Origin of the sequence: Micromonospora sp. NPDC047074, assembly GCF_040643815.1 — a bacterium.
Lineage (GTDB): Bacteria > Actinomycetota > Actinomycetes > Mycobacteriales > Micromonosporaceae > Micromonospora.
Window position 1 is genome coordinate 156872 of the sequence record NZ_JBEYVB010000010.1, and the last position, 20736, is coordinate 177607.

The window sequence follows — 20736 nt, forward strand, 5'->3', positions numbered from 1 at the left end:
GTCCGTCGGTCGGTGCCACCGTGCCCGATCTGCCCGGGCGAGGATCGTAACGAGAGGACTGACCCCAGCTATGCCGATCTGGTTCGCATACACGTTGATCGTGTTGCTGGTCATCACGAGCATTCTGCTGACCATGCTGATCCTGCTGCACCGCGGTAAGGGTGGTGGGTTGTCGAGCATGTTCGGCGGTGGCGTCAGCTCCAGCCTCGCCGGTTCCTCGGTGGCGGAGAAGAACCTCGACCGCTACACCGTCCTGGTGGGCATCGTCTGGTTCGCCTGCATCGTCGGGCTCGGGCTCTGGCTCCGCCTCCAGATGGCCAGCGGCACGGTCTGATCGCCGTCGAGTCGTACAATCTGCGCGCGGTCCGTCATCGACGGGCCGCGCGCAGTTAGTTTCACCCGCTGCACCGCGTCGCCCGCCGCCGGATCCGCGGCGGTACCCCTCCGACGACAGGAGCGAGCAGCCGTGCCGAGTGGCAACGTCATCCGGGGCACCCGGGTCGGGTCCGCGCCCGACCGTCACGCCGAGCGCTACCAGCCGGCCCCGTGCCGGACGGTCGCCTACTGGTGCCGCAACGACCATCACACCGAGATCCGGATCGCCGCCGAGGTCGAGGCGCCAGAGCTGTGGGACTGCCCGCGTTGCGGGCTGCCCGCCGGCCAGGACGCACAGAACCCGCCAGGCCGAGCCCGCACCGAGCCCTACAAGACCCACCTGGCGTACGTGAAGGAGCGGCGTACGGCCGAGGAGGGGGCGGCCATCCTCGCCGAGGCCCTCGCCAACCTGCGCCGCCGCCGAGGCCGTACCGCCGGCTAGGCGGCGATCCGCCCACAGGGTGTAAGGAAGGGCCCCCTACTAACGCTATGCGTTAGTAGGGGGCCCTTCCTTACACCTCAGCGCAGGCTGCGTAGTCGGGCCGGCACGTCGGCCGCCGCGGCCCGGTCCAGCAGCCAGAGGGTCCGGCCCGTGCCCCGCGCGCCCGCCGCCGGCAACTGCACCGGCCCCGCCCCGGCCAGCGCCATGCCGACCGCCCGGGTCTTGTCCGCGCCGCTGGCCATCAGCCAGACCTCCTCGGCGGTGTTGATCGCCGGGAGGGTCAGGGTGGTCCGCACCGGCGGGGGCTTCGGGCTGCCCCGCACGGCGCTGACCGGCCGGGTGTCATGGTGCACCGGGTGCCCGGGGAACACCGAGGCCACGTGCCCGTCCTCGCCGACGCCCAGCATCAGCACGTCGAAGTGGGGGAGCGCGGCGTGCCCCGGGCGCGCCGCCCCGGCCAGCTCCTCGGCGTACCGGGCCGCCGCCTCCTCCGGGTCGGGCCCGGCCGGGCCGTCGGAGGCCGGCATCGGGTGGACCCGGGCCGGGTCCAGCGGCACCGCGTCTAGCAGCGCCGCCCGGGCCTGGGTCTCGTTGCGCTCGGGGTCGCCGGCGGGCAGGAACCGCTCGTCGCCCCACCAGACGTCCACCCGGGACCAGTCCACCGCGTCCCGGGCCGGCAACGCCGCCACCGCCCGGTGCACCGCCGCGGCCATCCGGCCGCCGGTCAGCACCACCGATGCCTGGCCCCGCTCGGCCTGCGCGTCGAGCAGCTTGACCAGCAGCCGGGCGGCCACCGCCTGGGCCAGCAGGTCGGCGTCGGCGTGGACGGCGACACTCGCCTCACTCATCTCTTGTGCCTTCGTTTCTCCGGCCGCCCACGCGGTCGGTGTTCCGTGGTGCCGCCGGCCGTCGGGCGCTCACTGTTCGGCGGTCGTGCCCGCGTGCGCGGTCACGCCCGCCTCGGCCCGCTGGGCGGTCGCCGGGTCCTTCCAGACGTGCACCCGCTGCGCCGGGTGCTGGTCCAGGCCGGTCAGCCCGGCCGCGGTGCCCAGCGCCTCCGCGTACACCTGGTCGGCGTCGAGCCGGCGCAGTTCCTCGGCCAGTTCGTCGCCGAGCGGCCGGCGGACGAGCGGCAACTGCCGGTCGTCCTGGCCGGTACGCCGGAACGTCGCCACGCTGTCGTCCCGGCTCAGCGTCAGCGAGTCGCCGTTGGCGCAGCGCAGCTGCACCTCCCGCATCCGGGGGGACTCGTCGCTGTGTTCCCACGTCGGCTCGATGCCCAGCCGCGCGGCCAGCCAGCCCTGCATCAGCGCTGCCGTCGGGTCGGTCGGCGGGGCCACCACGGTCGCCTCGGTCACCCGGGCCTGGGTGGTGTCGAACGCCCCGGCCACCAGGGTGCGCCACGGGGTGATCCGGGTCCACGCCAGGTCGGTGTCGCCGGGGGCGTAGTCCCGGGCCCGCTGGCGCAGCGCCTCGATGGGATCGGCGGCCTGCGCGGAGTCGGTGATCCGCCGGTCGGCCACCACGCCGAGGAAGTCCGTGGCGATCTCGGCCGGCGGCTCGCCGTGCCACCACGTCACCACCGGCACGTCCGGCACCAGCAGCGGCATCACCACCGACTCGGCGTGCAGGGCCAGCCGCCCGTACATCCGGGTGACCACTGCCTCGCAGGGGCCGAGCCGGCCGCCGACGACGATCTCCGCGTCCAGCCGGTTGCGTTCGCGCTCCACGTCGGTGCGGACCACCACCACCAGCCGGCAGGGGTGGGCGGCGGCGGCTATCGTGGCCGCCGCCTCCGCCTCGCGGACCCGCTTCTCGTCCACCACCACGATCAGGGTGAGCGCCATGCCGCTGGCCACCCCGCCGGCGCTGCGCCGCTCGGCGGCCAGCGCCTTGACCACCTCGTTGCCGGTGGTGTCCCACAGGCCGATCAATGGAGCCTCCTGGTTTGCTCGCTGCGCCTGCTCACGGCACTTGCCTTGTTCGCGACTGCGGGGCTCGCAAAACCGGCTCACTCCTCGCGCTCACGGCACCTGCCTTGTTCGCGACCGCGAGGCTCGCAAGAACCGGTTCACGCCCGCCGCCAGGCGCGGCCCTCGCGGGCCAGCATCTCGTCGGCGGCCCGGGGACCCCACTCGCCGGCCCGGTACGGCGCCGGCTTCGTGCCCGCCCACGCGTGCTCCAGCGGGTCCACCACCTGCCAGCTCTGCTCGACCTCGGCGGCGTCCGGGAAGAGGGTGCGGTCGCCGATCAGCACGTCCAGCACCAGCCGCTCGTACGCCTCGGGGCTGGCCTCGGTGAACGCCTCGCCGTACTGGAAGTCCATCGCGATGTCGCGGACCTCCATGGTGGTGCCGGGCACCTTCGAGCCGAACTTGAGCACCACACCCTCGTCCGGTTGCACCCGGATCACGAGCTGGTTGTTGCCCAGCGACTCCATGTCGGCCTCGTTGAACGGCAGGTGCGGCGCCCTCTTGAACATGATGGCGACCTCGGTGACGCGGCGCGGCAGCCGCTTGCCGGCCCGGATGTAGAACGGCACCTCCGCCCAGCGGCGGTTCTGGATGCCGAGCCGGACGGCCACGTACGTCTCCGTGGTCGACTCCTCGGGGACGCCCTCCTCCTCCAGGTAGCCGACCGCCCGCTCGCCGCCCACCCAGCCGGGCAGGTACTGGCCGCGCACCGTGCCCTCGGCGACGTCCTTCGGCAGGGTGATCGCCCGGAGCACCTTGAGCTTCTCGGTGCGGATCTCGTCGGCGTCGAAGCTCGTCGGCTCCTCCATCGCCACCAGCGCCAGCAGTTGGAGCAGGTGGTTCTGGAGCACGTCGCGAGCCGCCCCCGCCGAGTCGTAGAACCCGGCCCGGGAGCCGATGCCGACGTCCTCGGCCATGGTGATCTGCACCGAGTCGACGTACTTGGAGTTCCACAGCGGCTCGAACAGGTTGTTGGCGAACCGCAGGGCGAGGATGTTCTGGACCGTCTCCTTGCCCAGGTAGTGGTCGATGCGGAAGACGTCCTTGCGGGTGAAGACGTCGTCGACCAGGTCGTTGAGCGCCTTCGCCGAGGGCAGGTCGTGCCCGAAGGGCTTCTCCACCACCACCCGGCGCCAGCCGCCGGACTTGGCGTTGTCGGCCATCTCAGTGCGGGCGAGCTGCTTGAGGACCACGGGGAACGCCGCCGGGGGGATGGAGAAGTAGAAGGCGGCGTTGCCCGGGATGCCGTGTGACTGGCGCAGCTCGTCGAGCGTGGTGGCGAGCTGGTCGAACGCGGCGTCGTCGTCGAACGAGCCGCCGACGAACTTGATGTTGCCGGCCAGCCGCGCCCACACCTCCTCCCGCCAGGGGGTGCGGGCGTGCTTCTTGGCGGCGTCGTGGGCCAGTGACTCGAAGTCCCCGTCGCCCCAGTCCCGGCGGGCGAAGCCGAGCACGACGAAGCCCGGGGGCAGCAGCCCCCGGTTCGCCAGGTCGTACACGGCCGGTAGGAGCTTCTTGCGGGCCAGGTCGCCGGTGACGCCGAAGATCACCAGAGCGCACGACTCCGGGATCCTCGGCAGCCGGCGGTCCTGCGGGTCGCGTAGCGGGTTCACGCCGCCTCCTCGCTCCGCGTCGTCCGTGGTCCTCATCGTCACGTGCGCAACGCTCCGGCCGCATCCAGCAGCTGGGCCACGCCCACGGACCGGTCGGTCAGGTGCAGGCGGACCAGCGGGCGCTCCCGCTCGGCCAGGGCCTGCCGGTCGCCGGCGGCCTGCGCCGCCTGCAACTCCCCGAAGGTGTACGGCCGGCCCGGCACCGGCAGGTCGTCGGCGACCGCCCCGGTGAGCTGGAGGTAGCTGCTGACCTGCGGGCCGCCCTTGTGGTACTGGCCGGTGGAGTGCAGGAACCGGGGCCCCCACCCGAAGGTGACCGGCCGCCCGGCCGCCTCGGCCAGCAGCGGCCGCAGCCGGGCCGCGTCGGCGTCGGCGAACCGGTCGAGGTACGCCATCACCGCGACGTAGCCGTCGGCGCCCGTACCGTCGATCAGCCAGCGGAGCACGCCGGCCAGGTCACCGGGTGCGCCCTGCGGCGCGTACACCTCGATCGCGCCCTCGGTGAACGACGGCGTCTCCGCCGGCGGACCCGAGGCGAGGATCCGGTTGGTGTTCTCCTTGGACTCGGTGACGTTGGGCTGGTCGAACGGGTCGATGCCGAGCACCACACCGGCGATCGCGGTGGCGTACTCCCAGGCCAGGAAGTGCGCGCCGAGCGGGCCGTTGACGGCCACGTCGGCGTCGACGCCGCCGGCGGGGACGGCGCCGGCGGGCAGCGCGCCGCCGTAGGTCACGGTGAGTACGTCGTCGCCGGCGGCGCCGGGACTCTGCGGCGACTCCACGACGACCGGCAGGATGCCGACCCCGGCCTTGCCGGTGGACTCGGCGATCAGCTGCTCGGCCCAGTCGCCGAGCCCCTCGATGCCGGTGCCGTCGGAGACCAGGGCGACCTTGTCCCGGCCCATGGTGGCCGCCGCCCCGAGGGCCGCCCCGAGCGCCAGGGCCGGGTTGTCGCGGTCCCCGCCCAGGGAGGCCGCCAGCGCCTCCGCCTCGTCGAGCAGCTCGGCCACCTCGACCCCGGCCAGCGCCGACGGGACCAGCCCGAACGCGGTCAACGCCGCATACCGGCCGCCGACGTTCGGGTCGGCGAGTACGGTGAAGGCACCCATCTCGGCGGCGGTGGCCTCCAGCGGCGAGCCCGGGTCGGTGACGACGACGAAGTGCCGGCCGGCCTCCGCCTCGGTCATCCCCGCGTCGAGGAACGCCTGCCAGTACGCCCGGCGATGGCTGTCGGTCTCGACCGTCGAACCGGACTTGCTGGCCACCACGACCACGGTGCGCTCCAGCCGGTCGGCCAGCGCCGCCCGGATCTGCCCCGGGTCGGTGGTGTCGAGCACGGTCAGCTGCTTGCCCAGGGTGCGGGCGATGACCTCGGGGGCCAGCGAGGAGCCGCCCATCCCGGCGAGGACCACGTGGTCCAGATCGGCCAGCTCGGCCTTCAGCTCGGCGAGCTGGGGGAGCAGCTCGCGGCTGCGCAGGTGGGTGTCCACCCAGCCGAGGCGGATCTTCGCCTCGGCCTCGGCGTCCGGGCCCCACAGTGTCGGGTCCTTCGCGGCCAGCTTGGCCGGCACTCCGGCGTTGACCAGCGCCTCGCGGGTCGAGGCGGGGGCCGACCTGTCGACGGCGTCGGCCCCGTGCACGGCGAGCCCGGCGGCCGTTTCGACCGCCCCAGCCAATAGATCACTCACGCCGCCACCTCGCTGCGCTCGGCGGCGACGTGAGGCGCCACCCCCCTGTGCCCGATGGTTCGCTCGCTACGCTCGCTCACGCGTTGCCTCCTGCCTGCTGCGCTGCCTCTGCGTTGCCCTTGGCGGCGTTGCCCGGGCGGTCGGTGCCGTGGCTCGCGGACGCCAGCGACTTGCGGACGCCGTCGAGCAGTTCCTGCCAGCTTGCTTCGAACTTCTCCACGCCCTCGCGCTCAAGGGTCTCGATCACGTCCGTCATGTCGACCCCGGCCGCCTCCAGGTCCGTGAAGACCTTGCGGGCCTCGTCGTACGAGCCGGTGATCGTGTCGCCGCGCGTCTCGCCGTGGTCGGCGTACGCGTGCACGACCGGCTCCGGCATGGTGTTGACGGTGCCGGGGGCGATCAGCTCCTCGACGTAGATGACGTCACGGTAGTCCGGGTTCTTGGTCGACGTGGAGGCCCACAGCGGGCGCTGCGGGTGCGCCCCGGCGTCGGCGAGGGCCTGCCAGCGGTCGGAGGAGAACACCTCGCCGTAGCGCTCGTACGCGAGCTTGGCGTTGGCGATGGCGGCCTTGCCGCGCAGCGCCTTCGCCTCGGCGGAGCCGATCTTCTCCAGCCTCTTGTCGACCTCGCTGTCGACGCGGGAGACGAAGAAGGAGGCGACCGAGCCGATCTTGGACAGGTCGTGCCCGTTCGCCTTCGCCTGCTCCAGACCGGCCAGGAACGCCTCCATCACCTGCGAGTAGCGGTCCAGGCCGAAGATCAGCGTGACGTTGACGCTGATCCCCTCCGCCAGGGTGGCGGTGATCGCCGGCAGGCCGGCCTCGGTGGCCGGGATCTTGATGAAGAGGTTCGGCCGGTCGACCAGCCACCACAGCGCCTTGGCCTCGGCGACGGTCCGGTCGGTCTCGTGCGCCACCCGCGGGTCCACCTCGATGGAGACCCGGCCGTCGATCCCGGCGCTGCGCTCGTACGACGGGTGCATCACGTCGCACGCCCACCGCACGTCGTAGGTGGTGAGCATCCGCACGGCCTCCTCGACCTCCACCCCACGGGTGGCGAGGTCGCGCAGCTGCCAGTCGTACTCGTCGGCGTCGCTCAGCGCCTTCGCGAAGATCGTCGGGTTGGTGGTCACCCCGGCGACGTGCTTCTCCCGGCGGAGCTGGTCCAGCCCGCCGGAACTCAGGCGCACCCGGGAAAGGTCGTCGAGCCAGACCGCCACGCCCGCGGCGGTGAGTTCACTCAGCCTGTCCGTCATGCCGTCCACGCTCCCCTCAGTTGCCGGTGGTGAAACCGGTGATGTCGCCCATCCGGGTCAGTGCCGCGTGCGCGGCGGCCACGATCCGGTCGGGGGTGAATCCGAACTGCTCGAAGAGCACGGAGTGCGGGGCACTCGCACCGTAGTGCTCCAGGCTGACGCTCTCGCCGCAGTCACCGACGATGCCGCGCCACGACATGCCGATGCCCGCCTCCACGCTCACCCGTGCCTTTACCCCGCGCGGCAGCACCGACTCCCGGTACGCCTCGTCCTGCTCGAAGAACCACTCCTGGCAGGGCATCGAGACGACCCGGGTCGGGGTGCCGTCGGCCTCCAGCCGCTCCCGCGCGGTCAGGCAGAGCTGCACCTCGGAGCCGGTGCCGACGAGGATGACCTGCGGCTTGCCGTTGGACGCCTCGGCCAGCACGTAGCCGCCCTTGGCCACGCCCTCGGCGCCGGCCAGGGTCGACCGGTCCAGCGTCGGCAGCGGCTGCCGGCTCAGCGCCAGCGCGGTCGGCCGGTCGGTGTGCTCCAGGGCCTGGCGCCAGGCCCAGGCGGTCTCGTTGGCGTCGGCCGGCCGGACCACGTCCAGGCCGGGAATGGCGCGCAGCGCGGTCAGGTGCTCCACCGGCTGGTGCGTCGGGCCGTCCTCGCCGAGGCCGATCGAGTCGTGCGTCCAGACGTAGACCACCGGCAGCTTCATCAGCGCGGCGAGCCGCACCGCCGGGCGCATGTAGTCGCTGAAGACCAGGAAGGTGCCGCCGTACGGGCGGGTGCCGCCGTGCAGCGCGATGCCGTTGAGGATGGCACCCATGGCGTGCTCGCGGATGCCGAAGTGCAGCGTGCGGCCGTACTCGTGGCCGGGGAAGTCCTTGGTGGCGTGGACGGCGGGGACGAAGGACGGCTCGCCCTTCATGGTGGTGTTGTTGCTCTCCGCCAGGTCGGCCGAGCCGCCCCAGAGCTCCGGAAGCACTCCGGCGAGCGCCTCCAGGACCTTGCCGGAGGCGGCCCGGGTGGCGACACCCTTGGCGTCGGCCGGGAACTCCGGCAGCGCCTCGGTCCAGCCGGTCGGCAGGACCCGCCCGGCCATCCGGTCGTAGAGTGCGCGGCGCTCCGCGTTGGCCCTCGCCCAGCCGTCGAACGCCGTGGTCCACTCCTGCTGGGCCTGGGCGCCCCGCTCCATCACCAGGCGGGCGTGCTTGAGCACCTCCGCGTCGACCTCGAAGGAGCGGGCCGGGTCGAAGCCGAGGAGCTGCTTGGTGGCGGCCACCTCGTCGGCGCCCAGCGCCGAGCCGTGGATCTTGCCGGTGTTCTTCTTGTTGGGCGCGGGCCAGCCGATGATGGTGCGCAGCGCGATGAACGAGGGGCGGCCGGTCTCGGCCTTCGCCGCCAGCAGCGCCTGGTGGAGGGCCTCCACGTCCTCGTGGTAGTCGCCCTGGTCGGCGTCCCCGGTACGCCAGTCGACGGTCTGCACGTGCCAGCCGTACGCCTCGTAGCGGGCCGCGACGTCCTCGCTCTTGGCGATGCGGGTGTCGTCCTCGATCGAGATCTCGTTGTCGTCGTAGATCACCGTGAGGTTGCCGAGCTGCTGGTGCCCGGCGAGGGCGCTGGCCTCGTGGCTGATGCCCTCCTCGATGTCGCCGTCCGAGGCGATGCACCAGATGTCGTGGTCGAAGACCGACCGGCCCGGCTCCGCCTCCGGGTCGAACAGGCCGCGCTCGCGGCGGGCCGCCATCGCCATGCCGACCGCGTTACCGAGGCCCTGGCCGAGCGGCCCGGTGGTGGTCTCCACGCCGGGGGTGTGCCCGTGCTCGGGGTGACCCGGGGTGAGCGAGCCCCACTGCCGCAGCGACTTCAGGTCGTCGAGGCTGAGTGGGTAGCCGGAGAGGAAGAGCTGGATGTAGAGGGTGAGGCTGGAGTGACCCGCGGAGAGCACGAAGCGGTCCCGGCCGGGCCAGTTCGGGTCGGCCGGGTTGTGCCGCATGACCCGGTTGAAGAGCAGGTAGGCCGCGGGCGCGAGGCTCATCGCGGTGCCCGGGTGACCGTTGCCGGATTTCTCCACGGCGTCCATGGCCAGCACGCGGACGGTGTCGACGGCCCGGCGGTCGAGGTCGGACCAGTTGAGTGCGGGGTGCTCGGGTCGGTTGGCAGCCACGATGGTTTGTGCTCCTCGGCAGATGGGCGGAACCCTCACTGGTGACCCTATCGAGCGGTCCTAAACGTCCGCCCAGGGATCTCTGCATGCTGGTCCGTGCGTGTCCGGGCGGATCCGGGGTTCGCCCGGGGGTGTGACGGCCCGCACCGTTGTCGGGTCGCCCGGGCAGCCAAAACGACGACGCGTAGTGTGTGGGGCGGTATGTGGACCCGTTGCGGACCCGACCGAGCCGATCTCCCCCCGCCGACGCCGGAAGGTGGCAATCCGTGAGCATGATCACCGAGCGCCCCGTCAGCAACTCTGCCGGGCAGCCGCCGGTGCGGACTGCGGCGGAGGCGTCGACGGTGACCAGCCGGGACATCCGCGCGGTGGTCGCCGCGTACGTGACGCTGACCAAGCCGCGGATCGTGGAACTGCTCCTCGTCACCACCGTTCCGGCGATGATGCTCGCGGACGGCGGCATGCCGTCGCTCTGGCTGGTGGCCGTGGTGCTGGTCGGCGGCTCGCTCGCCGCCGGCGCGGCCAGCGTCATCAACTGCTACATCGACCGGGACATCGACCAGTTGATGCGGCGCACCAAGCGGCGCCCGCTGCCGGCGCACACCGTGTCGCCGCGCAGCGCGTTGATCTTCGGTCTGGTGCTCGCAGCGGTGTCGGTCGTGCTGATGGCGGTGTTCACCAACCTGCTGGCCGCCGGGCTCACGCTCGCCGCGATCGTCTACTACGACGTCGTCTACACCCTGTGGCTCAAGCGCACCACGACGGCGAACACGTTCTGGGGCGGGGCCTGCGGGGCGGCGCCGGTGCTGATCGGCTGGGCGGCCGTGACCGGGACCCTGGCGCCGGCCGCGTGGGCGCTGTTCGCGGTGGTCTTCTTCTGGCAGATGCCGCACTTCTATCCGCTGGCGATGAAGTACAAGGACGACTACGCCCGGGCCGGCATCCCGATGCTGCCGGTGGTGGCCTCCGCCCGGCGGGTGAACGCCGAGATCATCATCTTCGCCTGGCTGACCGTGCTCACCTCGCTGGCGGTCTGGCCGCTGGGGATGAGCGCCATCTACGGCGTACCCGCGCTGGTGGTCGGCGCGATCTTCCTGGTCGAGGCGCACAAGCTCGCCCGGCGGGTCGTGCGGGGGCAGGCCGTCAAGCCGATGCGGCTGTTCCACTGGTCGACGACCTACCTGACGATCCTCTTCGCCGCCGTCGCGCTCGACGCGCTGATCTGAACGCGCCGACACGCGGAGGCGGTGGCGGCCGGGGCGTGACGCTCTCCCGCGCGCCCACCCGGACCCTCAAGATCGTGCTCGATCCAGGATGTAGTGGCCATCTGGCGACTGGATGCCACTCGATCCAGGATTGAGCACGATCTTGAGGGTCCGGGGTACTGGCCGCCGCGCGGGGGCCGCGTGCCGCCGAGTCCTCGTCGCCGGTCTCGCTGCCCGGCGCGTATCGCACCGTAAAACCATCATCATTTATGAGTTGTCCGGGTTTCGTGTCACATCAGGGACACCATCGGCATCGGTCCGGAACCGCCCTGATGCCCCCAGCCACGCCCGTTGATGGCGAAAATTTGTCCAATAATGTCCGGACAAAGAGGGCGAATCGCCTTTGGTTCTCCTTAAACCCTCGGGTAATTGGCATCACAAAAGGTTCATGGTTCTCGCCCGCTCGGGTGCAACTCTGCTTACGCTTCCCGACATGGCAGATGGTTCCGATACGACGCTGACCGCCGAACAGGCCGCCCAGGCCCCCCAGGGGCTGGTGGCGGGCATCAAGGCGTTCGCCGCCGGTCACGGCGGGGCGAAGGCGGTCATCGAGTACGTCGGCAAGCGTGGCGCGCGCATCGTCCTCGTGGGCGAGGACGGGGTCTGGGGCGACCAGTTCGCCGACGACACCGTTCAGGCGCGGCATGCCTGCGCGAAGGCGGGAGTCACCGTCGAGAACGCCTGGGAGCGTGAACTGATGGACCAGATGCGTCCGAGCAACGACCTCTGGCGGTCGATGGCCCGGCGCACGATGGCCCGTTGACATAGAAATTGACCACCCACCACCAGCCGACCCGGGGGAGACCCCGGGTCGCTCTCGTTACCTGTGCCGAACTGCCCGACCTCGACCCCGACGACCGGCTGCTGCTCGCCCCGCTGGCCCGCCGCGGCGTGACCGCCGAGCCGGCCGAGTGGACCGACCCGGCCGTCGACTGGGCCGCGTACGACCTGGTGGTCCTCCGCTCGCCATGGGACTACCCGCTGCGCCGCGACGAGTTCGTCGCCTGGGCCTCGACCGTGCCCACCCTGGCCAACCCGGCCGACGTGGTGCGCTGGAACACCGACAAGCGCTACCTGGCCGAGCTGTCGGCGGCCGGGGTGCCCGCCGTGCCGACGACCTGGGTCGGCCCGGGGGAGAGCTGGCGGCCCGGCGAGCGGGGCGAGTACGTCGTCAAGCCGGCCGTCAGCGTGGGCAGCCGGGACACCGGCCGGTACGACCTGGCCGACCCGGAACACCGCGACCTGGCCGCGGCGCACGTGCGGCGGCTGTCGGACGCGGGCCGGCTGACCATGGTGCAGCCGTACCTCGACGCGGTCGACACGGCCGGCGAGACGGCGCTGCTCTTCCTGGCCGGCCCGGACGGCCCGGCGTTCAGTCACGCCATCCGTAAGGGGCCCATGCTGGCGGGGCCGGACCTCGGCACCGAGGGGCTGTTCAGGCCCGAGGAGATCGCCGCCCGCGCCGCCACCCCGGCGCAGCTGGCGGTGGCGGAGCGGGCCCTCGCGGCGGTGCCCGGTGGGGCGCGCCGGCTGCTCTACGCCCGGGTGGACCTGATCCCCGGCCCGGACGGCGCGCCGATCCTGGTGGAGCTGGAACTGACCGAGCCGTCGCTGTTCCTCGGGCACGCCGACGGCGCCGCCGAGCGGCTGGCCGACGGGATCCTGATCCACCTGGGCCGCGCCGGTCGCTGACCGGCTCCGGGGCTCCCGGGCGCCGGGCCGGCGTTCAGGCGGCGACCGGGACCGCCTGTTCGCCGGGTGCCGGGGCCGGAGCCGGGGCGACGGGCTGGCGCTCGCGGGTCGCCCACTGGACCGAGAGCGTGGCCAGCAGCACCAGGCAGGACCCGAGCATGTGCGCGCCCACCAGCACCGCCGGCAGGTTCGTGAAGTACTGCACGAAGCCGATCAGGCCCTGACCCAGCTCCACGGCGACCAGCACCCCGGCGGCCCGCGCGGCCCGCCGTGCGCCGACCGCCCGGAAGGCGAAGACGAGCGCCACGGAGAGGCCGATCAGCAGGAAGACGCTGTCGGCGTGCACCTGGGAGATGGTCTCCGGGTCGAGCCCGTTGCGGGCGGCGCCGTGGTCGCCCGCGTGCGGTCCGCTGCCGGTCACCCAGGTGCCGATCACCAGCACGGCCGCGCTGACCACCGTGGTGAGCGCGGTCAGGGTCCGCAGCGGGGCCGGCACGACGGCCACCGCCGGGCCCGCCGGGTCGGTGATCCGCCGCCAGAGCGCGTACGCGGCCGCGATCACCAGCATCGAGGCGAGGAAGTGCAGGCCGACCACCCATGGGTTGAGGTCGGTGAGGACGGTGATCCCGCCGATGACCGCCTGCGCCGGGATGCCGAGGAGCACGGCGACCGCGAGCGGGACCAGGTCCCGGCGCCGGGGACGGTGCAGCAGCACGGCCAGCAGGACCGCCAGCGCGATGAAGCCGACCGCGAAGGTGAGCAGGCGGTTGCCGAACTCGATCACTCCGTAGATGCCCATCTCCGGTGTCGTCACGTACGACTCCTCGGTGCACCTGGGCCAGGTGGGGCAGCCGAGGCCGGACCCGGTGAGCCGGACGGCCCCGCCGGTGACGACGATGCCAACGTTCGCGATGATCGAGGCGAACGCGAGGCGGCGCAGCAGGGCGGTGGAGACCGGGAACCGGGCGGATTGCTTCACGGCGCAAATCCTACGCACCGTAGTGGAGCACGATGGGGTGACTCCGCCCCCTCGGTGGTTCGGATCACCGGGGTCCGGTTTGCAGGCCCCAGGCGAATTACGTAACGTTGGCGTTGTGAAAAACGCGGCGGCGCTCTCGGGGCACCAGCCGGCGGCCGGTCCGGCCGCCGGTCAGTCCGCGTCCGTCGCCGACCTCTCCACCCGCGACCGGGTCACCCGGCTGCTGCTGGAGCGGGGCGCGACCACCGCCGCACAGCTCGGCTCGGCGCTCGGGCTCAGCCCGGCCGCGATCCGCCGGCACCTCGACGCGATGCTCGCCGACGGTGACGTGGTCGCCCGCGACCAGACCGTCCGCGGCCACCGGGGCCGGGGTCGGCCGGCGAAGGTGTTCGGGCTGACCGACGCGGCCCGGGGCCGGTGCGGCACCCACCACTACGACAACATGGCCACCGCCGCGCTGCGCTGGATCGCCCGCAACGGTGGATCACCTGCCGTCGAGGCGTTCGCCGCCGACCAGGTCGCGGCCCTGGAGGCCCGCTGCCGGGCCGCCATGGAGGACGCCGGCGACGACCCGCTCGCGCGGGCCGAGGCGCTCGCCGGTGCGCTGACCGCCGAGGGCTACGCTGCGAACGCGTCCACGATCGCCTCCGGCGGCCAGCTCTGCCAGCACCACTGCCCGGTGGCGCACGTGGCCGCCGAGTTCCCCCAGCTGTGCGAGGCCGAGACCGCGGTGATCTCCCGCCTGGTCGGCACCCACGTGCAGCGCCTGGCCACCATCGCGCACGGCGACGGGGTGTGCACCACGCACATCCCGGCCCAGCCGGGGCGTGTCAAGTCCGGTAACACCGTCACCACTGTGAGGACAGATAGATGACCGAGCAGATCGTCCAGCCCCTGACCCAGGAAGAGCAGCTCGCCGCCCTGGGTCGTTACGAGTACGGCTGGGCCGACCCCGACGTCGCCGGGGCGGCCGCCCAGCGCGGCCTCAACGAGGCGGTGGTGCGGGACATCTCGGCGAAGAAGAACGAGCCGGCCTGGATGCTCGACCTGCGGCTGAAGGGCCTGCGGCTGTTCGGCCGCAAGCCGATGCCGGCCTGGGGCGCCGACCTCACCGGGATCGACTTCGACAACATCAAGTACTTCGTCCGGTCCACCGAGAAGCAGGCCACCAGCTGGGAGGACCTGCCCGAGGACATCAAGAACACCTACGACCGGCTGGGCATCCCCGAGGCGGAGAAGCAGCGGCTGGTCGCCGGTGTCGCGGCGCAGTACGAGTCCGAGGTCGTCTACCACAAGATCCGTGAGGACCTCGAGGAGCAGGGTGTCGTCTTCCTCGACACCGACACCGCCCTGCGTGAGCACGAGGACATCTTCAAGGAGTACTTCGGCACGGTGATCCCGGTCGGCGACAACAAGTTCGCCGCGCTGAACACCTCCGTCTGGTCCGGCGGCTCGTTCATCTACGTGCCGAAGGGCGTGCACGTGGAGATCCCGTTGCAGGCCTACTTCCGGATCAACACGGAGAACATGGGCCAGTTCGAGCGGACGCTGATCATCGTCGACGAGGGCGCGTACGTGCACTACGTCGAGGGCTGCACCGCGCCGCTGTACTCCTCCGACTCGCTGCACAGCGCGGTCGTGGAGATCATCGTCAAGAAGAACGCCCGGTGCCGCTACACGACCATCCAGAACTGGTCGAACAACGTCTACAACCTGGTCACCAAGCGGGCCGTGTGCCACGAGGGCGCGACCATGGAGTGGGTCGACGGCAACATCGGGTCCAAGGTCACCATGAAGTACCCGGCGGTCTACATGACCGGTGAGCACGCCAAGGGCGAGGTGCTCTCGGTGGCGATGGCCGGCGAGGGCCAGCACCAGGACGCGGGCGCCAAGATGGTGCACGCCGCGCCGCACACCTCCTCGACCATCGTCTCCAAGTCGATCGCCCGGGGCGGCGGCCGGACCTCGTACCGGGGCCTGGTGCAGGTGCTGGAGGGCTCGCACAGCAGCCGCAGCACGGTCAAGTGCGACGCCCTGCTGGTCGACACCATCTCCCGCTCGGACACCTACCCGTACGTCGACATCCGCGAGGACGACGTGTCGATGGGGCACGAGGCCACCGTTTCCAAGATCAGCGACGACCAGCTCTTCTACCTGATGAGCCGGGGCCTGAGCGAGGACGAGGCGATGGCGATGATCGTGCGCGGCTTCATCGAGCCGATTGCCAAGGAGCTCCCGATGGAGTACGCCCTGGAGCTCAACCGCCTGATCGAGCTCCAGATGGAGGGCGCGGTCGGCTGACGCCGCCCGACCCGCTGCGGGCCGCGCGAACGCCGACCCGTCTGCCCGGGCCGCGCGAACACCGACCCACCCTCCAGTTAATGACATCGTCGTAGAACAGACCAAGGAAGAGATGACTACCCAGGCTTCCGCGCCGCCCAGCACCAAGTCGCAGGCGCTCCGCTCGTACGACGTCGCCGACTTCCCGGCCCTGACGGGCCTGGAGGAGGAGTGGCGCTTCACCCCGCTCAAGCGGCTGCGCGGGCTCACCGGCGGGGCGCAGGCTGCCACCGGCACGGTCCGCCACGAGTACGGCGACCTGCCGGAGGGCGTCACCGCCGAGCGGATCGGCTCCGACGACCCGCGGGTGGGCAGCGTGCTCACCCCGGTCGACCTGGTCAGCGCGCTGGCCTACGGCGGGGCGGCCGGGCAGACGCTGCTGGTCCAGGTCGCCCGCGACGCCGTGGTGGCCGAGCCGGTGACCCTGCGGGTCGTCGGCGACGGCGCCGAGGGCGTGGCCTTCGGGCACACCTTCGTCGACGTGCAGCGGTTCGCCGAGGTGACGGTGGTGCTGGAGCACGTCGGTTCGGCCACGCTGGCCGACAACGTCGAGGTGGCCGTGGCCGACGGGGCGAAGCTGACCCTGGTCACCGTCGCCGACTGGGCCGACGACGCCGTCCAGGCCCAGCACCTGAAGGTCCGGCTGGGGCGCGACGCCAAGGTGGTGCACGTCCAGGTCTCGCTCGGCGGCGACCTGGTCCGGCAGAACACCTCGGTGGAGTACACCGACCGGGGCGGCGAGGCCGAGCTGTACGGCCTCTACTTCGCCGGCTCGGGGCAGCACCTGGAGCACCGCCAGCTGGTGGACCACACGGTGCCGGACTGCCGCAGCTACGTCGGCTACCGGGGCGCCCTGCAGGGCGAGAGCGCGCGTACCGTCTGGGTGGGCGACGTGCTGATCCGGGCCGAGGCGACCGGCACCGACACGTACGAGATCAACCGGAACCTGCTGCTGACCGACGGCGCGCGGGCCGACTCCGTACCCAATCTGGAGATCGAGACCGGCGAGATCGCCGGCGCCGGGCACGCGAGCGCGACCGGCCGCTTCGACGACGAGCAGCTCTTCTACCTGATGGCCCGGGGCATCCCGGAGGCCGAGGCGCGGCGCCTGGTGGTCCGCGGCTTCTTCGCCGAGCTGATCAACAAGATCCCGGTCGAGGCGCTGCGCGAGCGGCTGGCCGACGCCATCGAGGCCCGGCTCACCGAGGCCGGCGCCTGATGATCCGCCTCTGCTCCGCCGAGGACGTGCCGAAGGGCAGCGTGGTCAGCGCGGACGTCGACGGCACCCCGATCGCCCTGGTGCACGGCGAGGACGGCGAGTTCTACGCCATCTACGACGAGTGCTCGCACGCCGCGGTCGCCCTCTCCGAGGGGGAGGTCGAGGGCTGCACGCTGGAATGCTGGCTGCACGGATCCCGTTTCGACCTGAGGACCGGCGAGCCGACCGGGCTGCCCGCCACCGAACCCGTACCCGTCTATCCCGTCGAGGTCCGCGACGGCGACATCTACCTTCCCGTGGGCGACGACGGCCGCCCGATGCCGAGCAATGGAGTGACCCGATAATGAGCACCCTGGAGATCCGCGACCTGAAGGTGTCGGTCAAGCTGCCCGAGGGTGAGCTCAAGCCGATCCTGTCCGGGGTCGACCTGACCGTGAAGTCGGGGGAGACCCACGCGATCATGGGCCCGAACGGCTCGGGCAAGTCCACCCTGGCCTACTCGATCGCCGGCCACCCCAAGTACGAGATCACCGGCGGCTCGGTGACCCTCGACGGCGAGGACGTGCTCGCCCTCTCCGTCGACGAGCGGGCCCGGGCCGGCCTCTTCCTGGCCATGCAGTACCCGGTCGAGGTCCCCGGCGTCTCGGTGGCGAACTTCCTGCGTACCGCCAAGACCGCCATCGACGGCCAGGCGCCCAAGCTGCGCACCTGGGGCGGCGAGCTGCGGGGGGCCATGGAGCGCCTCCAGATGGACCCGGCGTTTGCCCAGCGCAACGTCAACGAGGGCTTCTCCGGCGGTGAGAAGAAGCGGCACGAGATCGTGCAGCTGGAGCTGCTCAAGCCGAAGATGGCGATCCTCGACGAGACCGACTCCGGCCTCGACGTGGACGCGCTGCGCGTGGTCAGCGAGGGCGTGAACCGGGTGCGCGACACCGGCGACACCGGCCTGCTGCTGATCACCCACTACACGCGGATCCTGCGCTACATCAAGCCGGACTTCGTGCACGTCTTCGTCGCCGGTCGGATCGTCGAGCAGGGCGGTCCCGAGCTGGCCGACAAGCTCGAGGACGAGGGCTACGAGCGGTACGTCGCCGGAGCCGGCGCGGCGCGGGCCTGATCCCTCTCGAAGAAATGGTGGGCCGGTCGACATGACTTCCATCGCGATCCCGGCGGGGATGCCGCAGTACGACGACATGCCGCGCTACGACGTGGCGAAGGTGCGCGGCGACTTCCCGATCCTCGACCGGGAGGTCAACGGGCACCCGCTGGTCTACCTCGACAGCGCCAACACGTCGCACAAGCCGCGGCAGGTGCTCGACGCGCTCGCCGAGCACTACGCGGTGCACAACGCCAACGTGTCCCGCTCGGTGCACACCCTGGGCACCGAGGCCACCGAGGCGTACGAGGGCGCCCGGGCCAAGGTCGCCGCCTTCATCAACGCGCCGAGCGTGGACGAGGTGGTGTTCACGAAGAACTCCACCGAGGCGATCAACATCGTGGCGTACGCGTTCTCCAACGCGTCGCTTCGCCCCGACGCCGACGACCGGTTCCGGCTGGGCCCCGGCGACGAGGTGGTGATCTCCGAGATGGAGCACCACTCGAACATCGTCCCCTGGCAGCTGCTCTGCGAGCGCACCGGCGCGACCCTTCGCTGGTTCCCGGTCACCGAGCAGGGGCGCCTTGACGAGTCGGGGCTGGAGGACCTGGTCACCGAACGGACGAAGATCGTCTCGCTGGTGCACACGTCCAACATCCTCGGCACAGTCAACGCCACGGCGCGGATCACCGCGCGGGTCCGCGAGGTGGGGGCGCTGCTGCTGCTCGACTGCTCGCAGTCGGTGCCGCACATGCCGATGGACGTGGTCGACTACGACGCGGACTTCATCGTCTTCACCGGGCACAAGATGTGCGGCCCGACCGGCATCGGGGTGCTCTGGGGCCGGTCGGAGCTGCTGGCGGCGATGCCACCGGTGCTCGGCGGCGGCTCGATGATCGAGACGGTCACCATGGCCCGGTCGACGTTCGCCGCGCCGCCGGCCCGGTTCGAGGCGGGCACCCCGCCGATCGCCGAGGCGGTCGCGCTCGGCGCGGCCGTCGACTATCTCACCGGCATCGGAATGCGGGCCATCCAGTGGCACGAGAAGGAGCTGACGGCGTACGCGCTGGACGCCCTCGCCACGGTGCCCGGCCTGCGGATCTTCGGGCCGACCGTGCCGGTGGGCCGGGGCGGCACCATCTCGTTCGCCCTCGGTGACATCCACCCGCACGACGTCGGGCAGGTGCTCGACTCGCTCGGCGTGCAGGTGCGCGTCGGCCACCACTGCGCCAAGCCGGTGTGCACCCGGTTCGGCGTGCCGGCCATGACGCGGGCCTCGTTCTACCTCTACACCACCACCGAGGAGATCGACGCCCTGGTGACGGGCCTGGAGCAGGTGCGGAAGGTGTTCGAGTGAGCGGCGACGCAGGAGCCCGCGGATCGACGGGAGGTCAGCCTGATGCAGCTTGAATCTCTTTACCAGGAGATCATCCTGGACCACTACAAGCACCCGCACGGCCGGGGCCTGCGCGACGCGGACGCCCCGGACGCCCGGGTCGCCGAGGCGCACCACGTCAACCCGACCTGCGGCGACGAGGTCACCGTCCGGGTGGCGACCGACGGCGACAAGCTGCACGACGTCTCGTACGACGGCATGGGCTGCTCGATCAGCCAGGCGTCGGCGAGCGTGTTGCACGAGTTGCTGGTGGGCCGGGGCGCGGGTGAGGCGTTCCGGGTGCACGAGGCGTTCGTCGAGCTGATGTCCGGCCGTGGCCAGGTCACGCCGGACGAGGACGTGCTCGGTGACGGGGTAGCGTTCGCAGGCGTCGCCCGCTACCCCGCCCGGGTCAAGTGCGCGCTGTTGCCGTGGATGGCGTTCAAGGACGCCGCGGCACGCGCCGGCATGGGCGTGAGCCCTTCGGAGGTTGAGGCATGAGCAGCGAGGACACCGCCACCGCGGCGACCCCGGCGACCGAGGGCGCGGCCACCACGGCCGGGGCGCCGGCCGCGCCGGCCGAGTCGGCGGCCAAGGGGCGGGCCGCCGTCGCCGACATCGAGGAGGCGATGAAGGACGTCGTCGACCCCGAGCTGGGCATCAACGTGGTCGACCTCGGTCTGGTGTACGGCGTGCACGTCGGCGACGACAACGTCGCCACCCTGGACATGACGCTGACGTCGGCGGCCTGCCCGCTGACTGACGTGATCGAGGACCAGGCCCGGCAGGCGCTGACCACCGGCCCGGGCGGTGGCCTGGTCGACGACATCCGGATCAACTGGGTGTGGCTCCCGCCATGGGGGCCGGACAAGATCACGGACGAGGGTCGCGACCAGCTCCGCTCCCTCGGCTTCAACGTCTGATTCAACGTCTGACCGGCCCAGCCCGGTCCCGCCGAGCGCGTCGTCCCCACCCGGGCCGGCGCGCTCGCCCGTTCCACCCCTCCTACCCGCTCTCTCTCCCACCGCCCCGCCTCGCCCGTCCCCTTCCGCCATCGAGTCCGCCCGTCCCCCGGCCCATCCGCCCCGCCCGCCCGGCCGAGCCATCGCCCCGAGGCGCCCGCCCCGAGGCGCCCGCCCCGAGGCGAGGCGCGCTACCCCGAGGCGCCCGCCCAGCGGCGCCGATCTTGCACTTAGTGCCCTCGCAAATGGTGCATTCATCGCATCCCGGAGGCAGAAAGTGCAAGATCGCGGGGGCGGCGCGGGGCGG

Annotated in this window: 20 protein-coding genes; 13 read left to right on the forward strand and 7 right to left on the reverse strand. The window is 71.9% G+C overall.

Annotation, left to right across the window (positions count from 1 at the left end; genetic code table 11):
• Window positions 1–70 precede the first annotated feature (70 nt).
• Window positions 71–334, forward strand: a complete 264-nt coding sequence (gene secG, locus ABZ809_RS16070; protein ID WP_121400676.1) for a preprotein translocase subunit SecG — start codon at window positions 71–73, stop codon at window positions 332–334.
• Window positions 335–466: 132 nt separating this feature from the next.
• Window positions 467–817, forward strand: a complete 351-nt coding sequence (locus ABZ809_RS16075) for an RNA polymerase-binding protein RbpA (RefSeq protein ID WP_357563259.1) — start codon at window positions 467–469, stop codon at window positions 815–817.
• 77 nt (window positions 818–894) lie between these two features.
• Here ABZ809_RS16075 and pgl read toward each other — a convergent pair whose 3' ends face one another.
• From pgl to tkt, 6 genes are all read right to left on the reverse strand, one after another.
• Window positions 895–1665: a 6-phosphogluconolactonase gene (pgl, locus tag ABZ809_RS16080; RefSeq protein ID WP_357563260.1), complete on the reverse strand. Its 771-nt coding sequence runs from the start codon at window positions 1663–1665 to the stop codon at window positions 895–897.
• Window positions 1666–1734: 69 nt separating this feature from the next.
• Complete coding sequence (locus ABZ809_RS16085; protein ID WP_357563261.1) at window positions 1735–2751, reverse strand: glucose-6-phosphate dehydrogenase assembly protein OpcA; 1017 nt, start codon at window positions 2749–2751, stop codon at window positions 1735–1737.
• 137 nt (window positions 2752–2888) lie between these two features.
• Complete coding sequence (gene zwf, locus ABZ809_RS16090) at window positions 2889–4439, reverse strand: glucose-6-phosphate dehydrogenase (protein ID WP_357563316.1); 1551 nt, start codon at window positions 4437–4439, stop codon at window positions 2889–2891.
• Between the two features lie 2 nt (window positions 4440–4441).
• Complete coding sequence (locus ABZ809_RS16095; protein WP_357563262.1) at window positions 4442–6091, reverse strand: glucose-6-phosphate isomerase; 1650 nt, start codon at window positions 6089–6091, stop codon at window positions 4442–4444.
• Window positions 6092–6167: 76 nt separating this feature from the next.
• A complete protein-coding gene (tal, locus tag ABZ809_RS16100) occupies window positions 6168–7346 on the reverse strand; it encodes a transaldolase (RefSeq protein ID WP_357563263.1) in 1179 nt (392 codons plus the stop codon).
• Window positions 7347–7362: 16 nt separating this feature from the next.
• Window positions 7363–9501 carry a transketolase gene (gene tkt, locus ABZ809_RS16105; RefSeq protein WP_357563264.1) on the reverse strand — a complete coding sequence of 713 codons (2139 nt, stop codon included), beginning with the start codon at window positions 9499–9501 and terminating at the stop codon, window positions 7363–7365.
• A 266-nt stretch (window positions 9502–9767) separates the two neighbouring features.
• Between tkt and ABZ809_RS16110 the strand changes: the two genes are divergently transcribed.
• From ABZ809_RS16110 to ABZ809_RS16120, 3 genes are all read left to right on the forward strand, one after another.
• Window positions 9768–10727, forward strand: coding sequence for a heme o synthase (locus tag ABZ809_RS16110; protein ID WP_357563265.1), 960 nt, complete (start codon window positions 9768–9770; stop codon window positions 10725–10727).
• Window positions 10728–11199: 472 nt separating this feature from the next.
• Window positions 11200–11529 (forward strand): hypothetical protein, encoded by a 330-nt coding sequence (locus ABZ809_RS16115; RefSeq protein ID WP_357563266.1) that lies wholly within the window; start codon window positions 11200–11202, stop codon window positions 11527–11529.
• Between the two features lie 8 nt (window positions 11530–11537).
• Entirely contained in the window at window positions 11538–12458 is a 921-nt protein-coding gene (locus ABZ809_RS16120) for a hypothetical protein (protein WP_357563267.1), read from the forward strand.
• Window positions 12459–12492: 34 nt separating this feature from the next.
• Here ABZ809_RS16120 and ABZ809_RS16125 read toward each other — a convergent pair whose 3' ends face one another.
• Window positions 12493–13455 (reverse strand): COX15/CtaA family protein, encoded by a 963-nt coding sequence (locus tag ABZ809_RS16125; RefSeq protein WP_357563268.1) that lies wholly within the window; start codon window positions 13453–13455, stop codon window positions 12493–12495.
• 97 nt (window positions 13456–13552) lie between these two features.
• Here ABZ809_RS16125 and ABZ809_RS16130 point away from each other — a divergent pair, with 97 nt between their 5' ends.
• The 8 genes from ABZ809_RS16130 to ABZ809_RS16165 all read left to right on the forward strand — a co-directional run bounded on the left by ABZ809_RS16130 (window position 13553) and on the right by ABZ809_RS16165 (window position 20390).
• Entirely contained in the window at window positions 13553–14311 is a 759-nt protein-coding gene (locus ABZ809_RS16130; RefSeq protein WP_357563269.1) for a transcriptional regulator, read from the forward strand.
• The gene (gene sufB / locus ABZ809_RS16135) at window positions 14308–15738 is read left to right on the forward strand and encodes a Fe-S cluster assembly protein SufB (RefSeq protein ID WP_181569380.1); all 1431 of its coding nucleotides are present in this window, start codon (window positions 14308–14310) and stop codon (window positions 15736–15738) included. The genes ABZ809_RS16130 and sufB overlap by 4 nt, the downstream gene beginning before the upstream one ends.
• 112 nt (window positions 15739–15850) lie before the next feature.
• On the forward strand, window positions 15851–16996 hold the full coding sequence (gene sufD, locus ABZ809_RS16140) for a Fe-S cluster assembly protein SufD (RefSeq protein ID WP_357563270.1): 1146 nt from the start codon (window positions 15851–15853) through the stop codon (window positions 16994–16996).
• Window positions 16996–17340: a non-heme iron oxygenase ferredoxin subunit gene (locus tag ABZ809_RS16145; RefSeq protein WP_357563271.1), complete on the forward strand. Its 345-nt coding sequence runs from the start codon at window positions 16996–16998 to the stop codon at window positions 17338–17340. The genes sufD and ABZ809_RS16145 overlap by 1 nt, the downstream gene beginning before the upstream one ends.
• Window positions 17340–18113, forward strand: coding sequence for a Fe-S cluster assembly ATPase SufC (gene sufC / locus ABZ809_RS16150; RefSeq protein ID WP_357563272.1), 774 nt, complete (start codon window positions 17340–17342; stop codon window positions 18111–18113). The genes ABZ809_RS16145 and sufC overlap by 1 nt, the downstream gene beginning before the upstream one ends.
• 31 nt (window positions 18114–18144) lie before the next feature.
• Window positions 18145–19449 (forward strand): cysteine desulfurase, encoded by a 1305-nt coding sequence (locus ABZ809_RS16155; RefSeq protein ID WP_357563273.1) that lies wholly within the window; start codon window positions 18145–18147, stop codon window positions 19447–19449.
• A 42-nt stretch (window positions 19450–19491) separates the two neighbouring features.
• Window positions 19492–19968: a Fe-S cluster assembly sulfur transfer protein SufU gene (gene sufU / locus ABZ809_RS16160; protein ID WP_357563274.1), complete on the forward strand. Its 477-nt coding sequence runs from the start codon at window positions 19492–19494 to the stop codon at window positions 19966–19968.
• Window positions 19965–20390, forward strand: coding sequence for a metal-sulfur cluster assembly factor (locus tag ABZ809_RS16165; protein ID WP_357563275.1), 426 nt, complete (start codon window positions 19965–19967; stop codon window positions 20388–20390). Before sufU ends, ABZ809_RS16165 begins: the two co-directional genes overlap by 4 nt.
• The last annotated feature ends 346 nt before the right edge of the window (window positions 20391–20736 follow it).

Bases quoted from the DNA above. Each gene is read 5' to 3' on its own strand.
- sufB (WP_181569380.1), top strand. From the start codon at position 14,308: ATGACCGAGCAGATCGTCCAGCCCCTGACCCAGGAAGAGCAGCTCGCC.
- ABZ809_RS16145 (WP_357563271.1), top strand. From the start codon at position 16,996: ATGATCCGCCTCTGCTCCGCCGAGGACGTGCCGAAGGGCAGCGTGGTC.
- ABZ809_RS16115 (WP_357563266.1), top strand. From the start codon at position 11,200: ATGGCAGATGGTTCCGATACGACGCTGACCGCCGAACAGGCCGCCCAG.
- sufU (WP_357563274.1), top strand. From the start codon at position 19,492: ATGCAGCTTGAATCTCTTTACCAGGAGATCATCCTGGACCACTACAAG.
- ABZ809_RS16165 (WP_357563275.1), top strand. From the start codon at position 19,965: ATGAGCAGCGAGGACACCGCCACCGCGGCGACCCCGGCGACCGAGGGC.
- ABZ809_RS16155 (WP_357563273.1), top strand. From the start codon at position 18,145: ATGACTTCCATCGCGATCCCGGCGGGGATGCCGCAGTACGACGACATG.
- secG (WP_121400676.1), top strand. From the start codon at position 71: ATGCCGATCTGGTTCGCATACACGTTGATCGTGTTGCTGGTCATCACG.
- tal (WP_357563263.1), bottom strand. From the start codon at position 7,346: ATGACGGACAGGCTGAGTGAACTCACCGCCGCGGGCGTGGCGGTCTGG.
- sufD (WP_357563270.1), top strand. From the start codon at position 15,851: ATGACTACCCAGGCTTCCGCGCCGCCCAGCACCAAGTCGCAGGCGCTC.
- sufC (WP_357563272.1), top strand. From the start codon at position 17,340: ATGAGCACCCTGGAGATCCGCGACCTGAAGGTGTCGGTCAAGCTGCCC.
- pgl (WP_357563260.1), bottom strand. From the start codon at position 1,665: ATGAGTGAGGCGAGTGTCGCCGTCCACGCCGACGCCGACCTGCTGGCC.
- zwf (WP_357563316.1), bottom strand. From the start codon at position 4,439: ATGAGGACCACGGACGACGCGGAGCGAGGAGGCGGCGTGAACCCGCTA.